Origin of the sequence: Nocardioides sp. NPDC000445, assembly GCF_040300245.1 — a bacterium.
Lineage (GTDB): Bacteria > Actinomycetota > Actinomycetes > Propionibacteriales > Nocardioidaceae > Nocardioides.
Genome location: NZ_JBEPDH010000014.1, coordinates 166,318 through 187,103 on the forward strand (window position 1 = coordinate 166,318; position 20,786 = coordinate 187,103).

General features: G+C 69.2%; 26 protein-coding genes. 16 read left to right on the top strand and 10 right to left on the bottom strand.

Annotation, left to right across the window (positions count from 1 at the left end; translation table 11 throughout):
- The first annotated feature begins 15 nt into the window (after window positions 1-15).
- Window positions 16-723, top strand: coding sequence for a CPBP family intramembrane glutamic endopeptidase (locus tag ABT304_RS19520; RefSeq protein WP_350717641.1), 708 nt, complete (start codon window positions 16-18; stop codon window positions 721-723).
- Between the two features lie 7 nt (window positions 724-730).
- On the opposite strand, the gene ABT304_RS19525 is transcribed toward ABT304_RS19520, so the two are convergent.
- Both ABT304_RS19525 and ABT304_RS19530 read right to left on the bottom strand, forming a co-directional pair.
- A complete protein-coding gene (locus tag ABT304_RS19525; protein WP_350717643.1) occupies window positions 731-1,642 on the bottom strand; it encodes an NAD(P)H-binding protein in 912 nt (303 codons plus the stop codon).
- A 35-nt stretch (window positions 1,643-1,677) separates the two neighbouring features.
- Window positions 1,678-2,049, bottom strand: coding sequence for a pyridoxamine 5'-phosphate oxidase (locus tag ABT304_RS19530; RefSeq protein ID WP_350717645.1), 372 nt, complete (start codon window positions 2,047-2,049; stop codon window positions 1,678-1,680).
- A gap of 59 nt (window positions 2,050-2,108) precedes the next feature.
- On the opposite strand from ABT304_RS19530, the gene ABT304_RS19535 reads away from it, so the two are divergent.
- Both ABT304_RS19535 and ABT304_RS19540 read left to right on the top strand, forming a co-directional pair.
- The gene (locus tag ABT304_RS19535; RefSeq protein ID WP_350717647.1) at window positions 2,109-3,029 is read left to right on the top strand and encodes a patatin-like phospholipase family protein; all 921 of its coding nucleotides are present in this window, start codon (window positions 2,109-2,111) and stop codon (window positions 3,027-3,029) included.
- Window positions 3,030-3,062: 33 nt separating this feature from the next.
- The gene (locus ABT304_RS19540) at window positions 3,063-3,839 is read left to right on the top strand and encodes a pentapeptide repeat-containing protein (RefSeq protein ID WP_350717649.1); all 777 of its coding nucleotides are present in this window, start codon (window positions 3,063-3,065) and stop codon (window positions 3,837-3,839) included.
- 70 nt (window positions 3,840-3,909) lie between these two features.
- On the opposite strand, the gene ABT304_RS19545 is transcribed toward ABT304_RS19540, so the two are convergent.
- Both ABT304_RS19545 and ABT304_RS19550 read right to left on the bottom strand, forming a co-directional pair.
- Window positions 3,910-4,956 (bottom strand): NAD(P)-dependent alcohol dehydrogenase, encoded by a 1,047-nt coding sequence (locus ABT304_RS19545; protein WP_350717651.1) that lies wholly within the window; start codon window positions 4,954-4,956, stop codon window positions 3,910-3,912.
- Window positions 4,957-4,987: 31 nt separating this feature from the next.
- Window positions 4,988-5,446 carry a MerR family transcriptional regulator gene (locus ABT304_RS19550; protein WP_350717653.1) on the bottom strand — a complete coding sequence of 153 codons (459 nt, stop codon included), beginning with the start codon at window positions 5,444-5,446 and terminating at the stop codon, window positions 4,988-4,990.
- Between the two features lie 104 nt (window positions 5,447-5,550).
- Between ABT304_RS19550 and ABT304_RS19555 the strand changes: the two genes are divergently transcribed.
- The 4 genes from ABT304_RS19555 (at window position 5,551) to ABT304_RS19570 (ending at window position 8,420) form a co-directional block, all read left to right on the top strand.
- A complete protein-coding gene (locus ABT304_RS19555) occupies window positions 5,551-5,940 on the top strand; it encodes a DUF1801 domain-containing protein (protein ID WP_350717655.1) in 390 nt (129 codons plus the stop codon).
- A 113-nt stretch (window positions 5,941-6,053) separates the two neighbouring features.
- On the top strand, window positions 6,054-6,845 hold the full coding sequence (locus tag ABT304_RS19560; protein WP_350717657.1) for an ABC transporter ATP-binding protein: 792 nt from the start codon (window positions 6,054-6,056) through the stop codon (window positions 6,843-6,845).
- Complete coding sequence (locus tag ABT304_RS19565) at window positions 6,842-7,606, top strand: ABC transporter permease (protein WP_350717659.1); 765 nt, start codon at window positions 6,842-6,844, stop codon at window positions 7,604-7,606. Before ABT304_RS19560 ends, ABT304_RS19565 begins: the two co-directional genes overlap by 4 nt.
- 40 nt (window positions 7,607-7,646) lie before the next feature.
- A complete protein-coding gene (locus ABT304_RS19570) occupies window positions 7,647-8,420 on the top strand; it encodes a MerR family transcriptional regulator (RefSeq protein WP_350717661.1) in 774 nt (257 codons plus the stop codon).
- A 15-nt stretch (window positions 8,421-8,435) separates the two neighbouring features.
- On the opposite strand, the gene ABT304_RS19575 is transcribed toward ABT304_RS19570, so the two are convergent.
- The gene (locus ABT304_RS19575) at window positions 8,436-9,323 is read right to left on the bottom strand and encodes a LysR substrate-binding domain-containing protein (protein ID WP_350717701.1); all 888 of its coding nucleotides are present in this window, start codon (window positions 9,321-9,323) and stop codon (window positions 8,436-8,438) included.
- Between the two features lie 76 nt (window positions 9,324-9,399).
- Here ABT304_RS19575 and ABT304_RS19580 point away from each other — a divergent pair, with 76 nt between their 5' ends.
- Genes ABT304_RS19580 through ABT304_RS19590 form a run of 3 tightly spaced genes read left to right on the top strand, consistent with a single transcriptional unit; the run spans window position 9,400 to window position 11,337 of the window.
- Complete coding sequence (locus ABT304_RS19580; protein ID WP_350717663.1) at window positions 9,400-10,503, top strand: TDT family transporter; 1,104 nt, start codon at window positions 9,400-9,402, stop codon at window positions 10,501-10,503.
- 28 nt (window positions 10,504-10,531) lie between these two features.
- Window positions 10,532-11,011: an SRPBCC family protein gene (locus ABT304_RS19585; protein ID WP_350717665.1), complete on the top strand. Its 480-nt coding sequence runs from the start codon at window positions 10,532-10,534 to the stop codon at window positions 11,009-11,011.
- Complete coding sequence (locus tag ABT304_RS19590) at window positions 11,008-11,337, top strand: ArsR/SmtB family transcription factor (protein ID WP_350717667.1); 330 nt, start codon at window positions 11,008-11,010, stop codon at window positions 11,335-11,337. Before ABT304_RS19585 ends, ABT304_RS19590 begins: the two co-directional genes overlap by 4 nt.
- A gap of 8 nt (window positions 11,338-11,345) precedes the next feature.
- Here the strand turns inward: ABT304_RS19590 and glpK (ABT304_RS19595) are convergent, their stop codons facing one another.
- Together glpK (ABT304_RS19595) and ABT304_RS19600 are read right to left on the bottom strand one after the other, a co-directional pair.
- Window positions 11,346-12,848, bottom strand: coding sequence for a glycerol kinase GlpK (glpK, locus tag ABT304_RS19595; RefSeq protein WP_350717668.1), 1,503 nt, complete (start codon window positions 12,846-12,848; stop codon window positions 11,346-11,348).
- Window positions 12,849-12,924: 76 nt separating this feature from the next.
- Window positions 12,925-13,695: an IclR family transcriptional regulator gene (locus ABT304_RS19600; RefSeq protein ID WP_350717669.1), complete on the bottom strand. Its 771-nt coding sequence runs from the start codon at window positions 13,693-13,695 to the stop codon at window positions 12,925-12,927.
- Window positions 13,696-13,878: 183 nt separating this feature from the next.
- Between ABT304_RS19600 and ABT304_RS19605 the strand changes: the two genes are divergently transcribed.
- The 4 genes from ABT304_RS19605 (at window position 13,879) to ABT304_RS19620 (ending at window position 17,425) form a co-directional block, all read left to right on the top strand.
- Complete coding sequence (locus ABT304_RS19605; protein WP_350717670.1) at window positions 13,879-14,727, top strand: MIP/aquaporin family protein; 849 nt, start codon at window positions 13,879-13,881, stop codon at window positions 14,725-14,727.
- A gap of 54 nt (window positions 14,728-14,781) precedes the next feature.
- Window positions 14,782-16,299 (top strand): glycerol kinase GlpK, encoded by a 1,518-nt coding sequence (gene glpK / locus ABT304_RS19610; protein ID WP_350717671.1) that lies wholly within the window; start codon window positions 14,782-14,784, stop codon window positions 16,297-16,299.
- A 134-nt stretch (window positions 16,300-16,433) separates the two neighbouring features.
- Window positions 16,434-17,027 (top strand): hypothetical protein, encoded by a 594-nt coding sequence (locus ABT304_RS19615; RefSeq protein ID WP_350717673.1) that lies wholly within the window; start codon window positions 16,434-16,436, stop codon window positions 17,025-17,027.
- Between the two features lie 11 nt (window positions 17,028-17,038).
- Window positions 17,039-17,425, top strand: a complete 387-nt coding sequence (locus tag ABT304_RS19620; RefSeq protein WP_350717675.1) for a VOC family protein — start codon at window positions 17,039-17,041, stop codon at window positions 17,423-17,425.
- Between the two features lie 30 nt (window positions 17,426-17,455).
- Here ABT304_RS19620 and bfr read toward each other — a convergent pair whose 3' ends face one another.
- Together bfr and ABT304_RS19630 are read right to left on the bottom strand one after the other, a co-directional pair.
- On the bottom strand, window positions 17,456-17,944 hold the full coding sequence (gene bfr, locus ABT304_RS19625; RefSeq protein ID WP_350717676.1) for a bacterioferritin: 489 nt from the start codon (window positions 17,942-17,944) through the stop codon (window positions 17,456-17,458).
- An 88-nt stretch (window positions 17,945-18,032) separates the two neighbouring features.
- Window positions 18,033-18,236, bottom strand: a complete 204-nt coding sequence (locus tag ABT304_RS19630; protein ID WP_160026189.1) for a (2Fe-2S)-binding protein — start codon at window positions 18,234-18,236, stop codon at window positions 18,033-18,035.
- Between the two features lie 134 nt (window positions 18,237-18,370).
- On the opposite strand from ABT304_RS19630, the gene ABT304_RS19635 reads away from it, so the two are divergent.
- Both ABT304_RS19635 and ABT304_RS19640 read left to right on the top strand, forming a co-directional pair.
- Window positions 18,371-19,783 (top strand): flavin-containing monooxygenase, encoded by a 1,413-nt coding sequence (locus ABT304_RS19635; protein WP_350717678.1) that lies wholly within the window; start codon window positions 18,371-18,373, stop codon window positions 19,781-19,783.
- Window positions 19,784-19,855: 72 nt separating this feature from the next.
- Window positions 19,856-20,074 carry a hypothetical protein gene (locus ABT304_RS19640; protein ID WP_141790972.1) on the top strand — a complete coding sequence of 73 codons (219 nt, stop codon included), beginning with the start codon at window positions 19,856-19,858 and terminating at the stop codon, window positions 20,072-20,074.
- Window positions 20,075-20,146: 72 nt separating this feature from the next.
- Here the strand turns inward: ABT304_RS19640 and ABT304_RS19645 are convergent, their stop codons facing one another.
- Complete coding sequence (locus ABT304_RS19645) at window positions 20,147-20,776, bottom strand: Rid family hydrolase (protein ID WP_350717680.1); 630 nt, start codon at window positions 20,774-20,776, stop codon at window positions 20,147-20,149.
- Between the last annotated feature and the right edge of the window lie 10 nt (window positions 20,777-20,786).

A 20,786-nucleotide genomic window follows, 5' to 3' on the forward strand; every position in this document is an offset into this window, starting at 1 on the left:
AGCGAGGGGAGTGCCGTGCGCCGCTGGGTGCGCAGGTCCTTGTGGGACGTCGTCCCGCGCGATCACCGGCAGGGTGACGCCGCGCTACGTCGCCGCCAGCTGGTCACGGTCGGCTTCGTCCTGCTCGGCGCGATCGTGCTCGGGGTCTCGCTGCGGATCGAGCCGGGCAGCGTCTGGTTCTACCCGGCGACCTTCGCTCTCGCCGGGGTGTGGGCCGTCGGTGCCTTCGCGTCGGGGCCGCTCCATCTCGGCAGGATCGACGCCTGGCGCCGGCGGGGGCAGGGCGAGCGCCGGTTCGTACGCCCCGTGCTGCCGCCGATCCTGCTCGGCCTCGGTCTGGCCGGGGTCTTCGTGATCGGCGGTCTGGTCGTGCGCGAGATCCCGTGGCTGGACCGGCAGGTGCGCTCGGTGCTCGACTTCGCCGACCAGGGCTCGCTCCCGATCCTGGTCGTGGTGACGGCCGTCAACGGGGTGGCCGAGGAGCTGTTCTTCCGCGGCGCGGTCTACGCCGCCCTACCTCGCCACCCGGTCGCCTGGACGTCGGTGGCCTACGTGATCGCGACGCTCGCGACGGGCAACGTGATGCTGGCCTTCGCCGCGATCCTGCTCGGGGTCGTGGTCGGGCTCGAACGACGTGCCTCCGGCGGCGTACTCGCGCCGATCCTCACCCACTGTGCGTGGTCGCTGTCGATGCTGCTGGCGCTGCCGCTGCTCTTCGGCTGAGTGCGGCTCAGACCGCTTTCCCCTCCGCCAGCCGCTCGGCCAGCGCCCGTCGCACCGCCTCGCGGTACGGCAGCGGATCACCGGGGACGACGTCGAGGATGCGGCGGTCGTGGACGACGACCTCGGTGGCCATCGAGTCGATCAGGTTACGACCGGTGGTCACGTCGATGTCGGTCACCAGGGCCAGCCAGTAGGAGGAGAGCCGGGGGGTCAGCACCGGCACTGGCACCACCGGGATCGATCGGCCGTTGGCCATCTCGGAGGCGACGGTCAGCATGTCGAGATACGTCATCGCCTCAGGGCCGCCGATCTCGAAGACCTCGCCGATCGCGTCCGGGTTGTCGATGACGCCGGCCAGGTAGCGGATCACGTCGTCGACGGCGATGGGCTGGGTGCGGGTGGCCGTCCACCTCGGCACGACCATCGCGGGGAGCTTCTTGACCAGCTGCCGGGTCAGCTCCCAGGAGACCCCGCCGTGGCCGACGACGATCGCGGCACGCAGGACCGTGACCGGGACGCCGGCCTCGCCGAGCAGCGACTCGACCTCGCGTCGGGAGCGCAGGTGGGGGGAGAGGTCCTCGTCCTCGTCGCCGAGCCCTCCCAGATAGACGATCTGGCGCACTCCGGCACGGGCCGCGGCGGCACCGAACGAGCGCGCCGCCTCTGCGTCGCGCGCCTCGAAGTCGTCGTGGTCGAGCGAGTGCACCAGATAGACCGCGACGTCGACACCCTCGAGCGCGGCGGGGAGGGTGTCCGGGGCGTTGACGTCGGCTCCGACCGGTTCACCGGCGCCGCCATAACGCTCCGGGTGCCGCGTCATCGCCCGGACCGCGGTGCCACCGTCGGTGAGCTCGGTGACCAGGCGCCGACCGATGAACCCGGTCGCACCGGTGACGAGCACGCTGGTCGTGGACTCCATGGGTCGAGCCTACGGGCGCGGTCACGCTTTCGGCGTCAGGTGACCGGGCGGCAGTCCTGTCCGCAGCCGTCCTCCGGGACCGGTCCGGACGCGTGCGACGCCGGCCGGTGCAGCACGGCGCCGGTCGGTGTGACGACGATGTCGGATCCTTCGACACGCCCGGTCCCGTCGATGATCAGCGCGTGCTCCCGCGGCGTCAGCGGGGCGTACGTCAGGGTGAGGACCGGGTTGGTGGCGAGGTTCGCCCGCGTGCCGCCGCCGGGGTCGGAGATCCGCAGCGACGAGCCTTCGACGACCGGGTCCACGACCACGACCTTGATCCGCTCGCCCGCGGTGGTCAGCAGGAATCCGCTGCCGAAGCGCTCGAGCGTGGCGGCGAGATCGGACAGTGCGACCGGGATGCTCATATCCGGCACCCTAGTCCGATGTGGAGGAGCTCCCGCGGGGTATCGGGGATGATGCAGGCATGGCGATGGTTGGCAAGCGGGTCGCGCTCGCTCTGGGGGCGGGCGGTGCACGCGGCTACGCCCACCTGGGCGTCGTGCAGGAGCTGCGGGCGCGGGGGCACGAGATCGTGGCGGTCGCGGGCACCTCGATGGGGGCACTGGTGGGCGGTCTGGTCGCGGCCGGCAAGGACGAGGATTTCGCCGGCTGGGCGACGGCGCTGCGTCAGATCGACGTGCTGCGGCTGCTCGACCCGAAGTGGCGGGCGGGCGGTGCGTTCAACGCCGACGGCGTCGTCGCGGAGCTGGAGAACCTGCTCGGCGAGCAGCTCATCGAGGATCTGCCGATCCCCTTCACCGCAGTCGCGACCGACCTGGAGTCGCACCGTGAGGTGTGGTTCCAGCGCGGCCCGCTGGTCAAGGCGATCCGGGCCTCGATCGGCATCCCCGGCGTCTTTCTGCCGGTGATGTGGAACGGCCGGGTGCTCGTCGACGGCGGCCTGCTCAACCCGCTGCCGATGGGCCCGACCGCCGCCACGCCGGCCGACCTGACCATCGCGGTCTCGCTGCAGGGCCCGCGCACCCAGCGCGGGACGCAATCGCCGGTGGTCGAGAACTCCGCCGGCGTCACCGCTGACGAGGACGGCACGACGATCTTCCGGAGGCTCCGCGACAAGCTGGGCATCGGCGGCGAGATGACCACTGCCCCGAGGGCGGAGTCGAACCGCGTTCAGCCCGACCTGCGCATCGCCGACGTCATGACGCTGTCGTGGGATGCCATGCAGGAGATGATCGCGCGCTACCGGCTGGCAGGGCTGCCGCCCGACGTCCTGGTCACCGTCCCGGTCGATGCCGCCCGCACGCTCGACTTCCATCGCGCCACCGAGATGATCGAGCTCGGCCGGCAGCTGACGGCGAAGGCGCTCGACGACGCCGGCTGCTGAGGCTGTCGGAACCTGGGGCGTAACCTGCCTCCGATGAGCACCTATCGGTCGGACTGCTCCCGCTGTGCGGGCCTGTGCTGCGCGGCGCTGCCCTTCGCACGCTCGGCCGACTTCCCGGAGGACAAGGCGGCCGGCGATCCGTGTCGTCACCTCGGTCCCGACTTCGGGTGCGGGATCCACGACCGGCTGCGCGACCGCGGCTACAACGGATGCACGGTCTTCGAGTGCTTCGGCGCCGGTCAGCAGGTCACCCAGGTGACCTTCGGCGGCGCGGACTGGCGTACGGAGCCAGACCTGCGGCAGAGCATGTTCGACGTCTTCGACGTGATGCGGCAGCTCCACGAGATGCTGGCCCTGCTCGAGGAGGCGGCATGGCGCGGCACCGCGACCGACTTCTCCGATGCGACCGAGCTGGTGTCCGCGGCGGCGGGTGGCGCCGCCGAGCAGGTCCTCGCCACCGACGTCCCCGCGCTCCGTGCGGTCGTCGGGGATGCGCTTCGGCAGGTGAGCGCGGAGGTACGCCGCCCCGCGGGCGCTGCACTCAGCGGTGCCGACCTCGTCGGCCGCGACCTGCGGCGGCGGGACCTGCGACGTGCCGACCTGCGGGGTGCGCTCCTGGTGGCCGCGGACCTCCGCGGCGTGGACCTGGCCGACGCCGACCTGCTCGGTGCCGATCTCCGGGACGCGGCTGCCGCGGGTGCGGACCTCTCCCAAGCCCTCTTCCTCGGCCAGTCGCAGGTCAACGCCCTACGTGGCGACGCGAGCACGCGCCTGCCGGACGGCCTCGCCCGCCCGGCGCACTGGAAATAGACGACACCCTGGAAAACGGGCGAGAGCGGCAGCCTGGATCCGGCTGCCGCTCTCGCGTGGTCGTGACGGATCAGGCCAGCGTGGCCGTGTCGATCACGAAGCGGTAGCGCACGTCGGAGGCCAGGACCCGGGCGTACGCATCGTTGATCTGGTCAGCCGAGATCACCTCGATCTCGGAGCCGATGTTGTGCTCGGCGCAGAAGTCGAGCATCTCCTGGGTCAGCGCGATGCCGCCGATCATCGAGCCGGCGAAGTTGCGCCGGTTGGTGATCAGCGAGAACACGTTGACGCTCAGCGGCTCCGCGGGCGCGCCGACATTGACCATCGTGCCGTCCACGGCGAGCAGGCCGAGGTAGGCGTCGAGGTCGATCTTCGCGCTGACGGTGTTCACGATCAGGTCGAACGAGCTGGCCAGCTGCTCGAAGGTCGCCGGGTCGGAGGTCGCGTAGTAGTGGTCCGCGCCGAGCCGCAGCCCGTCTTCCTGCTTCTTCAGCGACTGCGAGAGCACGGTGACCTCGGCGCCCATCGCGTGGGCGATCTGGACGCCCATGTGGCCCAGCCCGCCGAGACCGACGATCGCGACCTTCTTGCCGGGGCCGGCGCCCCACTTCTTCAGGGGCGCGTACGTGGTGATGCCGGCGCACAGCAGCGGCGTCGCGGCCGCCGCGTCCATGCCCTCGGGCACCTTGAGCGCGAAGTGGGCGTCGACGACGACGTGGGTCGAGTAGCCGCCCTGGGTGAACGAACCGTCGCGGTCCTTCGCGGCGTACGTCCCGACGCCGCCGCCCGGGGTCGAGCAGTGCTGCTCGTCGCCGTTGCGGCAGTTGTCGCACTCGCGGCACGAGTTCACGAAGCAGCCGACGCCGACGCGGTCGCCGACCTGGTGGTTGGTGACCGCCGAGCCGACCTCCGTGACGCGACCGACGATCTCGTGGCCGGGGACGACCGGGAACGGCTGCGGGCCCCAGTCACCGTTGACGGTGTGGATGTCGGAGTGGCAGATGCCGGCGAACTCGATCGCGATGAGGACGTCGTTGGCGCCCACCTCACGGCGCTCGATGGTGGTCGGGGCCAGCGGCTCGCCGGCGGAAGGTGCTGCGTACGCGTTGACGCGCATGGGGTTCTCCTGAGTCTGAGATGGGTGGGGATCAGTGGTTCTCGCGGCCGCGGATCTGATCGGCCAGCGTGTGTGCCTGCGCGCCGATCTCCTCGGCGCGCGCCTCGTCGCCGGCCGCGACGGCTCGCCAGTAGTCGGTCTTGAGCCCGACGTACGTCCGGCGCAGCTCGAGGTACTCGGCCTCGCGGGCGAGATGTGCGGCGTGCTCGGTGAGCATGTCGATCTGCTCGGCGGCACCGTCGCGACCGAGGCGGCTGTTGGTGACGTACGTCCTCATGTCGTCGATCGAGAGGCCGATCGCGGCCAGGCAGGCGACGCCGGTCAGCTGGTCCAGGTCGGTCTCGTCATAGACCCGGTGGCCGCTGCTGGCGCCGCGGCTGACCGGCGAGATCAGCCCGATCGTCTCGTAGTAGCGCAAGGTGCTGGCCGGCAGTCCGGTCAGCGTCGCCACCTCTCGGATCGTGTACGTCCGAGTCGTTGATGCAGTCACGCCAATGACGCTAAGAACTTCAAGTACTTGAAGTCAAAGGGATGATTTATCGACATGTGTATTTGGCTTGCCGGGCGCCCGAGAGCCGGGCGTACATTGCGATCATGGCCATCCGCACCCATGCCGGCGTCGACAGCTACCTCGACGGTCTGCCGGAGTGGCAGCGCGACATCTGCCGCCAGCTGCGCGAGATCATCCACGACGCCGACCCCGAGATCGAGGAGACGATCAAGCGGACGGTCCAGCCCTACTTCGTGCTGCAGGGCAACGTGTGCGCGCTTCTCGCCACCAAGGACCACGTCAACCTGTTCCTCTACGACCCGACCGTCCCCGATCCGGCGGGGATCATCAACCAGGGCCACGGCAACGCCACCGCGCGAGCCATCCAGATCTACCGGGACGACCCGATCGACCGTCCGGCGCTGACCGAGCTGCTGCGCGCCATCGTGGCCAACAACCGGGCCGGCGGCTGGCGCCGCCTGCAGCAGGGCTGACCCCCCGCGACCAGCGCATTTCGCGTTCCAGTCGGGTCCGATCAGGCCCAGCGGAAAAAGATCGAGACTTCCGCTTGACCTTGACCCAGCGTCAACCCTCGACGCTGTTCGACATGAACCCGACACCAGCAATCCAGATCGCCGGACTGACCAAGTCCTACGGCGACGTACACGTCCTCCAGGGCGTCGACATGAGCGTCGAGAAGGGGAGCATCTTCGCCCTCCTCGGCTCCAACGGCGCCGGCAAGACCACGACCGTGAAGATCCTGGCCACGCTGCTCAAGGCGGACGGCGGCCAGGCGACGGTCAACGGCTTCGACGTCGCGACGCAGGCCAACGACGTACGTGGATCCATCAGCCTCACCGGCCAGTTCGCCGCCGTCGACGAGATCCTGACCGGTCGCGAGAACCTCATCCTGATCGCCAAGCTGCTCCGCCAGAAGAACCCGGGCGCGGTCGCCGACGAGCTCCTCGCCCGGTTCTCGCTCACCGAGGCCGGCAACCGCAAGGTCGCGACGTACTCCGGCGGCATGCGCCGCCGGGTCGACATCGCGATGAGCCTGATCAGCAACCCGCCGGTGATCTTCCTCGACGAGCCGACCACCGGTCTCGACCCGGAGGCCCGGATCGAGGTGTGGCAGGCGGTCAAGGATCTGGCCGACAGCGGCACGACGGTCCTGCTCACCACCCAGTACCTCGAAGAGGCCGAGCAGCTCGCCGACCGGATCGCGATCCTCCACGAGGGCTGCATCATCGCCAACGGAACCCTCGCCGAGCTCAAGGCGATGTTCCCGCCGGCCAAGCAGGAGTACGTCGAGAAGCAGCCGTCCCTCGAGGAGATCTTCCTCGCCATCACCAGCAAGTCGAACGGCAAGTCCGCCACCACCGTGAAGGAGTCACGATGACCACCCGATTCTTCGGCGACACCGCCGTCCTGCTCGGCCGTTCCCTGCGACACATCGGCCGCAGCCCCGACACCATCGTCACCACCGCGATCACACCGGTCGCGATGATGCTCATGTTCGTGTACGTCTTCGGCGGCGCGATCGACACCGGCTCGCACGAGAGCTACGTCAGTTATCAGCTACCCGGCATCCTGTTGATCACCATCGCCTCCGGCATCGCCTACACCGCCTACCGTCTGTTCCAGGACAAGAACGGCGGCATGTTCGACCGGTTCCAGTCGATGCCGATCGCCAGGTCCGCGGTGCTGTGGGGTCACGTGCTGACCTCGGTGGTCGCGAACATGATCTCGCTGGTCGTGGTGGTGCTGGTCGCCCTGCTGATGGGCTTCCGCACCGGCGCGAGCGTGCTCGACTGGCTCGCGGTCGTCGGCATCCTGGCCCTGTTCACCCTCGCGCTGACCTGGCTCGCGGTGATCCCGGGCCTGACCGCCGGCACGGTCGAGGGAGCCAGCGCGTTCTCCTACCCGCTGATCTTCCTGCCCTTCCTCAGCTCGGCGTTCGTGCCGACCGACACCATGCCCGGCCCGGTGCGAGCCTTCGCCGAGCACCAGCCGGTCACCTCGATCGTCGACTCCATCCGGGCGATCTTCTCCGGTCAGGAGCTGGGCAACGAGCTGTGGATCGCACTGGCCTGGTGCGTAGGCCTCCTGGTCGTCGCGTACGTCCTGGCGACCAGCGCCTACCGCCGCAAGTTCGCCTAAACCGCGAGACAAAGGACCGTGTTCCCGTCACTATTCGGGAATGCTCACGATCAGCCAGCTGGCGTCGTACGCCGGTGTCACCGTCAGGGCCGTTCGTCATTACCACGCCAAAGGGCTGCTGGTGGAGCCGGAGCGCGACCACTCGGGATACCGACGCTACGACGCCGCTGCCGTGGTCGACCTGATCAAGATCCGCATCCTCGCCGACGCCGGCGTCCCGCTCTCCCGCGTCAAGGAGCTGCTGGACGCCGGCGACGACGATTTCAAGAAGGCGGTCGCCGAGATCGACAAGCGCCTCCGTCTCGAGATCCGCGAGCGCCAGGGCCACCGCGAGCGGATCGCCCGGCTCGTCCACGGCGACGGGCTGGCCCTCCCGCCCGAGGCGGTCGCCTACCTGGAACGGATGCGGGAGCTCGGCATCCCGGAGCGGATGATCGAGGGCGAACGCGACGCCTGGATCCTCGTCGCCGCCCAGCAGCCGCAGAGCATGGAGGCCTTCATCCGCAACAAGGTCGGCCAGCTCGACGACCCCTCCGTCGTGGAGACCTACCGCGAGATGGAGGCCATGCTCGACTGGGAGCCCGGCGACCCCCGTCTGGAGACCATCGCCGACCAGATCGTCGCCCAGATGGACGCGGTATCCCCCGAGGACTGGGCCGCCTACGTCGACGGCGACCAGGCCATGCCCGCCGAGCTCGCCACGCTGCTCGACTCCATGTTCGTCGAACAGGTCCCCGTCGCCCGCGACCTCATGCGCCTGGTCGAGAAGCGCGGCTACACCGGCTGGACCAAGCTCGAGCGCATCAAGAAGTAGCGGACGTACGTCGGATCAGGCGCGGGCGATCCCGAGGAGGTCGCGGACGAGCCCGGCGGGCGGCCGCGCCCCGCCGACCCACACGGCCCGGAACTCCCGGGACAGGTCCAGCTCCGCCACCGGCACGCTGACGAGCGTTCCGAGGTCGAGGTCGGCCTGGGAGGCTCGGCTCGACACGAACGCGGGTGACCCGCCGGCGCGTACCGCGGCGAGGATGGCGGCGTTCGTCGCGAACTCCACCTCCGGGTCCGCCAGCCGCGCGCCGATGGCGGCGAGTGCGGACTCCACGACGGCACGCGTGCCGGAACCGCGCTCGCGCGAGGTCAGCGGCCGGGTCGCGAGCTCGCTCGCGCTGATCCCGGACCGACGGCGGGCCCAGCGGTCGTCGGGCGCTGCGACCAGCACGAGCTCGTCGAACCCGACTCCCGTGGCCGAGAGCCCTTCGATGTCGACCGGGCCCTCGACGAAACCCAGGTCCGCCTCGCCGTGACGAACAGCGGCCACGACGTCCTCCGAGTTGGCGGCGCGCAGGCTCACCGCCACTCGCCGCTGCTGCCGCAGACGTACGAGCCAGCGGGGGAGCAGGTATTCGGCGGTCGTCATCGAGGCGTGCACGTGCAGCTCGTCGGAGCGACCGCGGCGCAGTGTCTCCAGAGCGTTCTCGATCTCGTCGGCGCGTTCGAGCAGGTCACCGCTCCACTCGACCAGCAGCTTGCCAGCCTGGGTCAGCTCCGATCCGTGGTGGGCGCGCTGCACCAGGACCAGACCGACCTGGGTCTCCATCGCCCGCAGGCGCTCCGAGGCCGACTGCTGCGAGATCCCCGCCGCGCGGCCCGCGGCGCCGATGCTGCCCAGCCGGGCGACGTCGGTGAGCAGCCGGAGCGACGGCAGATCGGGCAGCATGGTCACAGGATATCCTTGTGAGTCCACAGCGAAGCGGGTGCTACCGGCGCCCGCCGCCGGCGCCGAGCATGGAGGCATGAGCCTTCCGTACGGTCCGAACTGGTACGCCGCCACCATGGGGACCGGCATCGTCGCCGTCGTGCTTCCGGGCCTTCCCTTCCAGGTGCCGGGAGGGGCGACGGTCGCGCTGGCGTTCTGGGTGGCGGCGAGTCTGCTGCTGACGGCCACGGTGACGGTGATGCTCGTCAGCCTCCGCCGGGATCCCGCGCTGCTTCGCCGTCACTACGACGATCCGGTGATGTCGCACTTCTACGGAGCCCCGGCCATGGCATTCATGACGGTCGGCGCGGGCGCGGTCGGGGTCGGCAGGGATGTCCTCGGCGTCTCGGTCGCGTTGGGGCTGGGCGTGGTGCTGTGGAGCGTGGGCACGGGACTCGGTCTGTGGACCGCGGTCGCCGTGCCCTACCGGGCGATCACCCGGCACCAGGTCGGCGACGACAGCGCCACGGGCGGCTGGCTGATGCCGGTCGTACCGCCGATGGTGTCGGCGACGACCGGCGCTGCCCTGGTGCCGCACCTCGCGGCCGGCCAGGCACGCGAGACCCTCCTCATGGTCTGCTATGCCTTCTTCGGTCTCACCGTCGTCGCCGGGTTCCTCGTGCTCAACCAGCTCTGGCAGCGACTCGTCCGCCACGGTGCCCTCGCCCCCGCGGCACTGCCCACCGTCTGGATCGTGCTGGGCTTCCTCGGCCAGTCGACCACCGCGGTCCACCATCTCGGCGAGCTCGCGCCCGCCGTGGTGCCGGACTACGGCCACGCGCTCAGCATGCTCGCGGTCTGCTACGGCGTCCCGGTGTGGGGCTTCACGGTGCTGTGGATCGTCCTGGCGCTCGCGCTGACCGTACGTCAGATCCGCGACGGTCTCCCGATGGCACCGACCTGGTGGTCGTTCACGTTCCCGATCGGAACCGTCGCGACGGGCAGCAGCGCCCTCGCCTCCGCAACCGGCCTGGCGCTCTTCGAAGTCGGCGCCGGACTCGCGACGCTCGGGCTGCTGGTGGGCTGGGTCGCCGCCGCGTACGCGACCGTAAGGCTGTTCAAGCGGTCGCCGGAGCGACCCCGGACCGAACCTGTTCTGCAATCAGATGGTTGCATATGGATTGTCGAAGTGCAACACTGAGGTTGCAGTTCCAATCCAAGGAGGAATCATGGTTCACACCACCGAAGAGCTCGCCGAGCTCGACAGCATCAGCCGTCAGATCCACATCGACTCCAGCGCCGAGAAGGTCTGGTCCCTGATCACCCGCCCAGGTTGGTACGTCAACGACGGCACCGTCCTCGACGGCTCGGACACCCGCGTCGAGACCGCCGAGGACGGCACCGAGGTCGCGGTGGTCACCCATCCGACGATGGGCGACTTCCGGTTCCGCACGGTCGAGCTCGACGAGCCGCGCTACGCCGCGTTCCGCTGGCTCGGCACCCCTTTCCGTGACGTCACCGAGGGCACTCTGGTCGAGTTCTGGATCGAGGAGAGCCCGGGAGGCGGGGTCACCCTCAAGGTCCTGGAGAGCGGCTTCTCGACCCTGTCCGAGGACCCGGCCGTCTGGCTCAAGGAGCGCGAGAGCAACGACAACGGGTGGGCGCAGGAGCTCGAGGTCGCCAAGGCGTACGTCGAGGCGCTGGCGTGACCGCGACTCCCACCCTTCCCGAGATGTGCGCGGCCCTGGGCGACCAGACCCGCTGGGACATCCTCACCCGGCTGGGGCAGGAGGCGATGTCCGCCTCCGCCCTGGCCCGGGTGCTCCCGGTCAGTCGCCAGGCGATCGTCAAGCACCTCGACGTACTCTCCGACGCCGGCCTCGTCACTGCCGAGCGCCGCGGCCGCGAGATCGTCTACGCCGCCCTCGGCTCCCGTCTCAACGCCCTCGCCCACGAGCTCGACCGCATCGGCAACGCCTGGGACACCAGGCTCCGCGCCCTCAAGTCCCTCGCCGAGACCCCGGACGGCCAGTAGCCGGGAACCTAGGCACCCCACCCGATCGCGAGCTCGACCGCCCGCCGCCACCGAGCGAACTCGGTCTCCCGGAGCTCGGCCGACATGGCCGGCCGCCACTCGGCCGCCTTGCGCCAGTGCCGCCGCAGGACCTGCCGGTCAGGCCAGTACCCGGCGCCGAGCCCGGCCGCATAGGCGGCACCGCGCGAGACCGTCTCGGCGACCATCGGACGGACGACGGGCATGTCGAGGAAGTCGGCGATGGTCTGCATGAGGAGGTTGTCGGCGGTCATACCGCCGTCGACGGCGAGCCGTGTCAGCGGTGCGGAGGCGTCGGCGTTCATCGCATCGATGACCTCGCGGGTCTGCCAGGCCGTGGCCTCGAGGACGGCGCGGCACAGGTGGGCCTTGGTGACGTACGAGGTCAGCCCGACGATCACGCCACGGGCATCGGGCTCCCAGTGCGGTGCGTACAGGCCGGTGAACGCCGGGACGACGTAGCAACCGCCGTTGTCGGCGACGGTCAGCGCCTGGGTCTCGATCTCGGCCGCGGAGCGGATCAGCCCGAGGCTGTCGCGGAACCACTGCACCAGTGCACCGGCTACGGCGATCGACCCCTCCAGCGCATAGGCGGCAGGCTCGCCCTCCATCGCGTGCGCGACCGTGGTGATCAGCCCGTGCTGCGAGCGCACCGGAGAGGAGCCGGTGTTGAGGAGCAGGAACCCGCCGGTACCGAAGGTGCACTTCGCGTCGCCGCGGTCGAACCCCGCCTGCCCGAACAGCGACGCCTGCTGGTCACCGATCACCGCCGTCACCGGGATCCCCGCGATCGGCGCGACCGTGGTCCCGAACGAGGAGACCGTCGGGCTGATCTCGGGCAGCATCGCCCGCGGCACCCGCATCGCCGCGAGCAGTTCCGGATCCCAGTCGAGGGTGCCGAGGTTCATCAGCATCGTGCGGCTGGCGTTGGTCACGTCCGTGACATGCGCCCCGCCGGACGCTCCGCCGGTCAGGTTCCAGACCAGCCAGGAGTCCACCGTTCCGAACAGGAGATCCCCGCGCTCCGCCCGATCCCGCAACGAAGGAGATGAGTCGAGCAGCCAGCGCACCTTCGGCCCGGAGAAGTACGTCACCAGCGGCAGCCCGCTCCGAGCCTGGATCTCGGCCTCGGTGAGATCCGCGGCGACCTCGGGTAGCACGGCGGACGACCGGGTGTCCTGCCACACGATCGCGTTGCGGACCGGCCGGCCTGTGTGCCGGTCCCACACCACCGTGGTCTCGCGCTGGTTGGTGATCCCCAGCCCGACCACCTGGGACGGAGAAGCCCCGGCATCCGCGAGCGCCTCCGGCACGACCCGGCAGACGATGTCCCAGATCTCCATGGGGTCGTGCTCGACCCAGCCCGCGCGCGGATAGTGCTGGTGATGCTCCCGCTGTGCCAGCGACACCATCCGGCCCTCGCGGTCGAAGAGCATGCACCGGGTCGAGGTCGTGCCCTGGTCAAGAGCGGCCACATACCGCGGAGGTCTCATGCCGCCGGCTCCGTAGGGCAGAGCAAAGAACACGGAACCGGCGGCCTGAGGCTCATGGTCGCTCGCTGGCGCTCGCTCATGCCGCCCGGCCGTGACCGAGCGCCCGCGAGATCGACCGGGAGACACCGACGACCTCCTCGACGAGATCCGACCGCGGCAGCCCACGTACGTCGCACAGCCGCCGCACCGGTCCGGCGATCCCGACCGCTGCGACGACATAGCCACCCCGGTCGCGCACCGGCGCCGCGATCCCAGCCAGCTCCGGCCGAGCCTCGGAGACGGCCGAGGCCCAGCCGGTGTCGCGGGCGTCCGCCAGTGCCCGTAACAGCGCCGACCGGTCGGTGATCGTCCGGAAGGTCAGCCGGTCCAGCCGCTTCCCGACGACGCTGCGGGCAGCGCCCGGATCGAACGCGACAAGCACCTTCCCGAGGGCAGTGGCGTGCAGCGGAAGCAACCGACCGGTGTCCATCACCTGCGCTCCGGGACCCGTCCGGAAGACGTGATGCGCCACCACCGCGGAGCCGTCGCGATAGGCCGCGATCCGCGCCTCCTCGCCCGTACGCGCCGCCAGGGTGTCCACCCAGTTGAGCGTCTCCGAGCGCAGCTCGTTGAGGTCCAGCGTCACAGACCCGAGATGCAGCAACCCCGACCCCACCGAGTAGCGCCCGGTGACCGGCTCCTGGTCGACGAACCTCGCCCCCATCAACGTACGCAGCAACCCGTGCGCCGTCGGCTTGGCCAGCCCCACCGCGGCCGCCAGCTCGCCCAGAGGCATCGGTTCACTCGCGGCGGAGAGCACACGCAATAGCGCAGCCGCCCGCTCGACGGATTGCACGGTCCGAGACATCGGGTAAAAGCGTAGGGGCCGAACAAATCACCGACCGGTGGTTCAGCCATCGGGGGACTCCCTGGTGCCGCCCGGCGAAACAGGCGAGCGTTCGACCATGCCGAACGCACGTCATTGTGACGCCTGTCACGCATCTCTACGGTGCAGAGGTCCGCCAAACCCCCACACGGCAGGAGCAAGCGCATGACAGAGCGAAACGCCTCGGGCTCCGTTTCGGCAGCACGTAGAACGCTCATCGGAGAGCTCAGTGCGGAGTTCGCCGGCACGATGATCCTGATCCTGTTCGGAGTCGGTGTGGTCGCGCAGGTCGTGACCGGCGACGGCGGGCTCGGCGACCACGACTCGATCGCCTGGGCCTGGGGGATCGGCGTGATGCTGGGCATCTACACCGCGGGACGGATCAGCGGCGCACACCTCAACCCGGCCGTCAGCCTCGCGATGGCAGTGTTCGGCGACTTCGAGTGGCGCAAGGTGCTGCCCTACAGCATCGCTCAGATCCTCGGCGCCTTCGTCGGCGCCGTCATCGTCCGCGCGGCCTACGGGGACGCGATCGCCAGCGTCGACCCCGGCCATACCCACGCCACCCAGGGCATCTTCTCGACGCTCCCGGGCAACGGCGACGCCGCGCTCGGGGTCAGCCTCACCACCGCCTTCGCCGACCAGGTGATCGGCACCGCGATCCTGCTGTTCCTGATCATGGCGATCACGGACGCGAAGAACTCCGCACCGATCGCCTGGTTCTCGCCCGTCGCAATCTCGTTCGTCATCGTCGGCATCGGCATGGCCTGGGGCACCAACGCCGGCTATGCCATCAACCCCGCCCGCGACTTCGGCCCGCGTCTGGCTTCCTTCGTCACCGGCTACGACGGGGCCTGGGTGACCGCGGCTGGCGATCTCTACTTCTGGATCCCGATCGTCGCCCCGCTCGTCGGTGGACTCATCGGTGCCGGAGCGTACAAGGTGTTGATCGCACGCTTCTTGCCCGCCGAGGAGGAGGCTGAGGAGACCAGCGACCTTCCTGCCGCCGCCTGACCACCGATCGCCCCGACTGAGACACAGCGAAGCAGAGAAACCGAGAGGACCGACATGCCCGACTACGTCGCAGCCATCGACCAAGGCACCACGAGCACCCGGTGCATGATCTTCGACCACGGCGGCAGGGAGGTGGCCCGCCACCAGCTGGAGCATCAGCAGATCCTGCCGAAGGCCGGCTGGGTCGAGCACAACCCGGTGGAGATCTGGGAGCGCACCAGGGCGGTGATCCAGATCGCGCTCGGGAGCAAGGGCCTGACGGACAAGGACATCGCCGCGCTCGGCGTCACCAACCAGCGTGAGACCACCGTGGTGTGGAACAAGAGGACCGGACGGCCCTACTACAACGCGATCGTCTGGCAGGACACCCGCACCGACCGGATCGCCTCCGCCCTCGACAAGGACGAGCGCGGCGACATCATCCGCCGCAAGGCAGGGCTCCCGCCCGCGACGTACTTCGCCGGAGGCAAGATCCAGTGGATCCTGGAGAACGTCGACGGTGTCCGCGAGGCCGCGGAGAACGGCGACGCCATCTTCGGCACCACCGACAGCTGGATCGTCTGGAACCTGACCGGTGGCCCCGCCGGGGGAGTGCACGTCACCGACGTCACCAACGCCAGCCGCACCATGCTGATGGACCTCGAGACCCTCGACTGGGACGAGGAGCTCCTCGGCTTCTTCGACATCCCGCGTCAGATGCTCCCCGAGATCCGGCCCTCCTCCGATCACAACGCCTACGGCACCACGCTGGAGAACGGTCCGTTCGGCGGCGAGGTCCCGATCACCGGCATCCTCGGCGACCAGCAGGCCGCCATGGTCGGCCAGGTCTGTCTGGACGCCGGCGAGGCCAAGAACACCTACGGCACCGGCAACTTTCTCCTCCTCAACACCGGCCAGGAGCTCGTACGCTCCCAGAACGGCCTCCTCACGACGGTCTGCTACCAGTTCGGCGACCAGCCACCGACGTACGCCCTGGAGGGCTCGATCGCCGTCACCGGCTCCGCCGTGCAGTGGCTGCGTGACCAGCTGGGGGTGATCAGCAACGCCACGCAGGTCGAGGCGCTGGCCAAGACGGTCGAGGACAACGGCGGGGTCTACTTCGTCCCGGCCTTCTCCGGTCTCTTCGCCCCCTACTGGCGCTCGGACGCCCGCGGCGTGATCGTCGGCCTGTCCCGGTTCAACAACAGCGGCCACATCGCTCGCGCGGCCCTGGAGGCGATCTGCTACCAGAGCCGTGACGTCGCCGAAGCGATGGAGAAGGACTCCGGCGTACGCCTCGAGGTCCTCAAGGTCGACGGCGGCATCACCGCCAACGAGCTGTGCATGCAGATCCAGGCCGACGTCCTCGGCGTCGAGGTCAGCCGTCCGGTCGTCGCCGAGACCACCGCCCTCGGTGCCGCCTACGCCGCCGGGCTCGCCGTCGGTTTCTGGAAGGACACCGACGAGCTCCGCCAGAACTGGAACGAGTCCAAGCGCTGGACGCCGGCCTGGAGCGAGGAGCAGCGCGAGACCGGGTACGCCGGCTGGCGGAAGGCCGTCGACCGCACGCTCGACTGGGTCGACGTCGACTGACGGCGTCGTTCCAAAACCGCCTGTTTGGGGTATGTGCGGGGCGACTCTTCGGACGTACGTTGCGAGTGGGCCCGGCCGGGGCCCAGGACCTGCCTCGACCGGTCTGTTGGCACACGACGACCGAGGAGGCAGCGATGTTCATCCAGATGATTCAGGGTCCCTGCACCAAGCAGGACGAGGCCCACCAGTTGCTCGACGAGTGGCGGCGCGATCTGGCGCCGGGCGCGACCGGGTGGCTGGGTGGCACCTACGGATTCACCGACGACGGCCAGCTCATCGGGGTGGTCCGCTTCGAGTCGCGCGAGGCGGCGATGGCCAACTCAGACCGCCCCGAGCAGGGGGAGTGGGCCGCGAAGATGGCCGAGGTCATGGACGGGCCGATGGAGTTCCACGACTGCGACGACGTCACGCTGCTCTTCGACGGCGGCTCCGACGACGCCGGGTTCGTGCAGATCATCCGTGGCAAGGTCGATGACCCGAGCCGACTCAAGACGATGATGACGACCGACACCACCCAGCTGCACGAGATGCGCCCCGAGATCCTCGGCGGCACCCTCGCGATCGAGGCGGACGGCAGCTTCGTCGAGACCATCGCGTTCACCAGCGAGGCCGAGGCCCGCAAGGGCGAGCAGATCGAGCCCCCGGAAGACGTACGCCGCGAGCTCGACTACGCGATGCAGGGCGCGACGTACTACGACCTCCACCGCCCCTGGTTCGAGAGCGCCTGAGGAGGCCCGCGATGTTGACCGACAGCAGCGTGATGGCGAACATCCCGGCCGCCGACCTCGAGCGGGCTCGTCGCTTCTACGCCGACAAGCTCGGGCTCGAGCCGAGCGGTGAGGACCCGGGCGGGCTGATCTACACGACGTCGGGTGGGACGTCCTTCCACCTCTACGAGACCGAGCAGGCGGGCAAGGCCGGGCACACGATCGCCCTGTTCCACGTGGCCGACGTCGGCAAGGAGACCGAGGACCTGCGCGCCAAGGGGGTCAGCTTCGAGCACTACGAGATGCCCGGGGTGACCTGGGACGGCGACGTAGCGGGTCTCGGTGAGGCTGGGCATGCCGCCTGGTTCAAGGACAGCGAGGACAACATCCTCTGCATCGACGACGCGGTGCCTGCCTGACGAGATGACAGAGGGACAGAGGGGCTCGGCTCAGCCGGGTCCCTCGCCCGCACCCACGTGCTGAGCCAGGAACGCCTGCAGACCCACGCGATCGATCGCGTCGAGCTGGGCCTCGAACCAGTCGGCGTGCTTCTCCTCGTCGCGGACCATCTCCTCGAAGACGGCCGCGGTGCCGTGGTCGCCGAGCTCGTGGCATTCCTTGGCGCCGGCGTTGAACTGCGCGACCGCGGCGCGCTCGCTCGCCAGGGCCAGGGAGAGCATCTCCTCGGCGGTCTCACCGACCTGGATGGCGTTGAGGCGCTGCACGTTAGGGTGGCCGTCGAACATCAGGATCCGGTTGATGATGTCGTCGGCGTCGCGCATCTCGTCGATGGAGAGGTCGTAGAAGACCTTGCCGAGCTTCGGCAGACCCCAGTTGTCGAGCATCCGAGCATGCAGGAAGTACGTGTTGGTGACCGTGAGCTCGAAGGTGAGCGCCTCGTTGAGGAGCTCGACGACGCGTGGATCGACTGGCTGCATGACGTACCTCCGGTAACGGGATCTGCCCCGATACTCGCACGGCACCCCGGGAGTGAGGACAGACTCAGTTTGTGACCGGTTGCGTACGTCAGCTCGCGGCGCCGTCGGCCACGAGGTGCGAGCACTCCTGCTCGAGATGCTGGCTGACCAGCTTCTTCACCGAGAAGATGCACGAGCCGCAGTCCTGAGCGGCTCCCGTCGAACGGCAGATCGCGCTGACCGTGCGCGCCCCGTCGGCCAGCGCGGCGTCGACGTCACGGTCCGTGACGACTCGGCACTGGCAGACGATCATGCGATTAGGTTAGCCGAACCTAATCAAGAAGACGAGCGGGCGTCCCAATTCTTACCTTTCGGTCCTGTCGCACAGATTCACATTCTCCCGGTATGGTCCAGGTCACACCGTCGCTCCCGCCCTCGGAGGATCTCTTGCGCATCGCAGTCATCGGCACCGGCTTCGGCGGCCTGGCCGCCACGATCGAGCTCAAGAAGCGCGGCCACGACGACATCGTCGTCTTCGAGAAGGCCGGAGACGTCGGCGGTGTCTGGCGCGAGAACACCTACCCGGGCGCCGCCTGCGACGTACCTTCCAGCCTCTACTCCTACTCCTTCGAGCCCAACCCGCACTGGCCCCACAAGTTCTCCCGCCAGCCCGCGATCCTCGACTACATCCACCGGGTCGTCGACAAGTACGACGTACGCCGCCACATCCGGTTCCACACCGAGGTGACCGCCGCCCACTGGGACGACGAGTCGAAGACCTGGCAGCTCGAGCTCAGCACGGGCGAGACGGAGACGGTCGACCTGTTCGTCCCCGCCGTCGGCCAGCTCTCCCGGCCCTCGATCCCGAACATCCCCGGCGCCGGCACGTTCCGCGGAGCGGCCTTCCACTCGGCCGAGTGGAACCACGACCTGAGCCTCCACGACAAGCGGGTCGCGGTGATCGGCACCGGGGCCAGCGCCATCCAGTTCGTGCCCGAGGTGCGCAAGGACGCGGCGCAGGTGCTTCTCTTCCAGCGTTCGGCGCCCTACATCGTCCCGCGCAAGGACTTCGAACGCACCGACGCCGCCAGCCCGATCCCGCAGCTCCTCAACCGCGCGAAGATCTGGGTCCAGGCCGAGTGGCTCACCACGTCCTTCCACGTCAAGCCGTTCGGGGCGGTCATGCGGGCCTGGTCCAAGCGCCACATGAAGGCGCAGACCGCGGCGAAGCCGGGACTCTTCGAAAAGGTCTGGCCCGACTACCCGTTCGGCTGCAAGCGCATCCTCTTCGCCGACGACTACCTGCCGGCCCTCGCCCAGCCCAACGTGGACGTGATCACCGACGACATCGTCGAGATCACCCCGGCCGGCGTGACGACCTCCGACGGGCAGCACCACGAGGTCGACGTGATCATCTGGGGCACCGGCTTCAAGGCCACCGACTTCCTCGCCCCGATGACGATCACCGGCACCCAGGGCCGCGACCTGCACACCCATTGGAAAGACGGCGCCCATGCCTACCACGGCATGACCGTCCCGGGTTTCCCCAACCTGCTGATCATGTACGGCCCCAACACCAACACCGGCGGCGGCTCGATCATCTTCTTCCTGGAGACCCAGGCCCGCTACCTCGGCCGGTACGCCGACCACGTCGCCGACGCCGGCCCGCTCGAGGTGCGCGCGGAGGTCGAGGAGGCCTACGACGCGCGGATCCAGGACAAGCTGGCCGACAGCGTCTGGAGCAAATGCACCTCCTGGTATCGCGAGCGGAACGGCCGCATCACCACCAACTGGCCCAGCATCTCGGCCCACTACCGCCGCAGCGCCAGCTACGACAAGGCCGACTACACGCCGGCCTGAAACGATCTGATGGGTCATTGTGACCATCTTGTGCATTCCCTAATTCGTGTCTGAGGCCACATACTCGAAGGGATGACTACCTCAACCCCCCGGCGGCGACACTTCGCCGCGAGTCCTTTCAAGGCAGATCCCGAGCCGGTCATTGAGCAGTTCGAGTCAGGGGACCTGGTTTCCCACGACTCCTTCGGCCTGGGTCGGGTCGTCAACAAAGAAACGGCCGCAGTCACTGTCGACTTCGGTCCCCGACTGGTGCGTATTGCCAGCCCCTTCCCCAAGCTTTCCAAGCTCTGACAATCGTCTGAGCTGCACGAGAATCGCCCTCCCCGAGCATTGCTCGGAGAGGGCGATCTCGCTTGTGAAGGGCTACCTCCGTTTCGCCGGATAGGCCGCGTCGACCTCGACCTCGACGAGCCATCCGTCGACGGGCAGGTTCTCGATCTCGAGCGCGAACCGCGACGGCCGGGCAGGATTGACGACCATCGGAGCCGCCGGCGCAGCTGTGCCCAGCGGCACCGGGATCGCCTCGCCGGTCGAGACCGACGTGTTCGCGAAGAACTGCCGGTAGGCCCGGTTCCAGCCCGCGAAGTCCATCTTCGCCTCGCCCGCGGGGTTCTGCAGGAAGACGCGCATCGTGATCACGTCGTCGTAGGAGAGCCCGGCCGCCTCGAGGTTCTCCCCGATCCGGCGCAGCACGTTGATCCCCTGGGCCTCGGTGATGGTGACGCCCGGCGGCAGCTCACCACCCGGGAACACCGCGGTGTCGATGTAGGCCGCCTCGCCGCTCGCCGTGGTGTTGAGCCGGGACGGACCGAGCCCGCTCGTCTTGTAGACCGCGGCCTCCGGCCCGATCGCGACGCCGTTGGCGATCGATGGGTTGTCCTGCCCCGCGGGCAGTACCGAGATCGTCTCTCCGCCGCGTGGCGGAAAGGCCGACCACTTGCTCCCGGCGACAGCCGCCGTCGGAGCGACCAGAGCCGCGGTCAACCCGACCACAGCCACCACC

Bases quoted from the DNA above. Each gene is read 5' to 3' on its own strand.
- bfr (WP_350717676.1), bottom strand. From the start codon at position 17,944: ATGCAGCCAGTCGATCCACGCGTCGTCGAGCTCCTCAACGAGGCGCTC.
- ABT304_RS19575 (WP_350717701.1), bottom strand. From the start codon at position 9,323: ATGCTGCCCGATCTGCCGTCGCTCCGGCTGCTCACCGACGTCGCCCGG.
- ABT304_RS19580 (WP_350717663.1), top strand. From the start codon at position 9,400: ATGAGCCTTCCGTACGGTCCGAACTGGTACGCCGCCACCATGGGGACC.
- ABT304_RS19525 (WP_350717643.1), bottom strand. From the start codon at position 1,642: ATGGAGTCCACGACCAGCGTGCTCGTCACCGGTGCGACCGGGTTCATC.
- ABT304_RS19535 (WP_350717647.1), top strand. From the start codon at position 2,109: ATGGCGATGGTTGGCAAGCGGGTCGCGCTCGCTCTGGGGGCGGGCGGT.
- ABT304_RS19560 (WP_350717657.1), top strand. From the start codon at position 6,054: ATGAACCCGACACCAGCAATCCAGATCGCCGGACTGACCAAGTCCTAC.
- ABT304_RS19630 (WP_160026189.1), bottom strand. From the start codon at position 18,236: ATGATCGTCTGCCAGTGCCGAGTCGTCACGGACCGTGACGTCGACGCC.
- ABT304_RS19605 (WP_350717670.1), top strand. From the start codon at position 13,879: ATGACAGAGCGAAACGCCTCGGGCTCCGTTTCGGCAGCACGTAGAACG.
- glpK (WP_350717671.1), top strand. From the start codon at position 14,782: ATGCCCGACTACGTCGCAGCCATCGACCAAGGCACCACGAGCACCCGG.
- ABT304_RS19620 (WP_350717675.1), top strand. From the start codon at position 17,039: ATGTTGACCGACAGCAGCGTGATGGCGAACATCCCGGCCGCCGACCTC.
- ABT304_RS19640 (WP_141790972.1), top strand. From the start codon at position 19,856: ATGACTACCTCAACCCCCCGGCGGCGACACTTCGCCGCGAGTCCTTTC.
- ABT304_RS19545 (WP_350717651.1), bottom strand. From the start codon at position 4,956: ATGCGCGTCAACGCGTACGCAGCACCTTCCGCCGGCGAGCCGCTGGCC.
- ABT304_RS19570 (WP_350717661.1), top strand. From the start codon at position 7,647: ATGCTCACGATCAGCCAGCTGGCGTCGTACGCCGGTGTCACCGTCAGG.
- ABT304_RS19540 (WP_350717649.1), top strand. From the start codon at position 3,063: ATGAGCACCTATCGGTCGGACTGCTCCCGCTGTGCGGGCCTGTGCTGC.
- glpK (WP_350717668.1), bottom strand. From the start codon at position 12,848: ATGAGACCTCCGCGGTATGTGGCCGCTCTTGACCAGGGCACGACCTCG.
- ABT304_RS19615 (WP_350717673.1), top strand. From the start codon at position 16,434: ATGTTCATCCAGATGATTCAGGGTCCCTGCACCAAGCAGGACGAGGCC.
- ABT304_RS19565 (WP_350717659.1), top strand. From the start codon at position 6,842: ATGACCACCCGATTCTTCGGCGACACCGCCGTCCTGCTCGGCCGTTCC.
- ABT304_RS19600 (WP_350717669.1), bottom strand. From the start codon at position 13,695: ATGTCTCGGACCGTGCAATCCGTCGAGCGGGCGGCTGCGCTATTGCGT.
- ABT304_RS19530 (WP_350717645.1), bottom strand. From the start codon at position 2,049: ATGAGCATCCCGGTCGCACTGTCCGATCTCGCCGCCACGCTCGAGCGC.
- ABT304_RS19585 (WP_350717665.1), top strand. From the start codon at position 10,532: ATGGTTCACACCACCGAAGAGCTCGCCGAGCTCGACAGCATCAGCCGT.
- ABT304_RS19555 (WP_350717655.1), top strand. From the start codon at position 5,551: ATGGCCATCCGCACCCATGCCGGCGTCGACAGCTACCTCGACGGTCTG.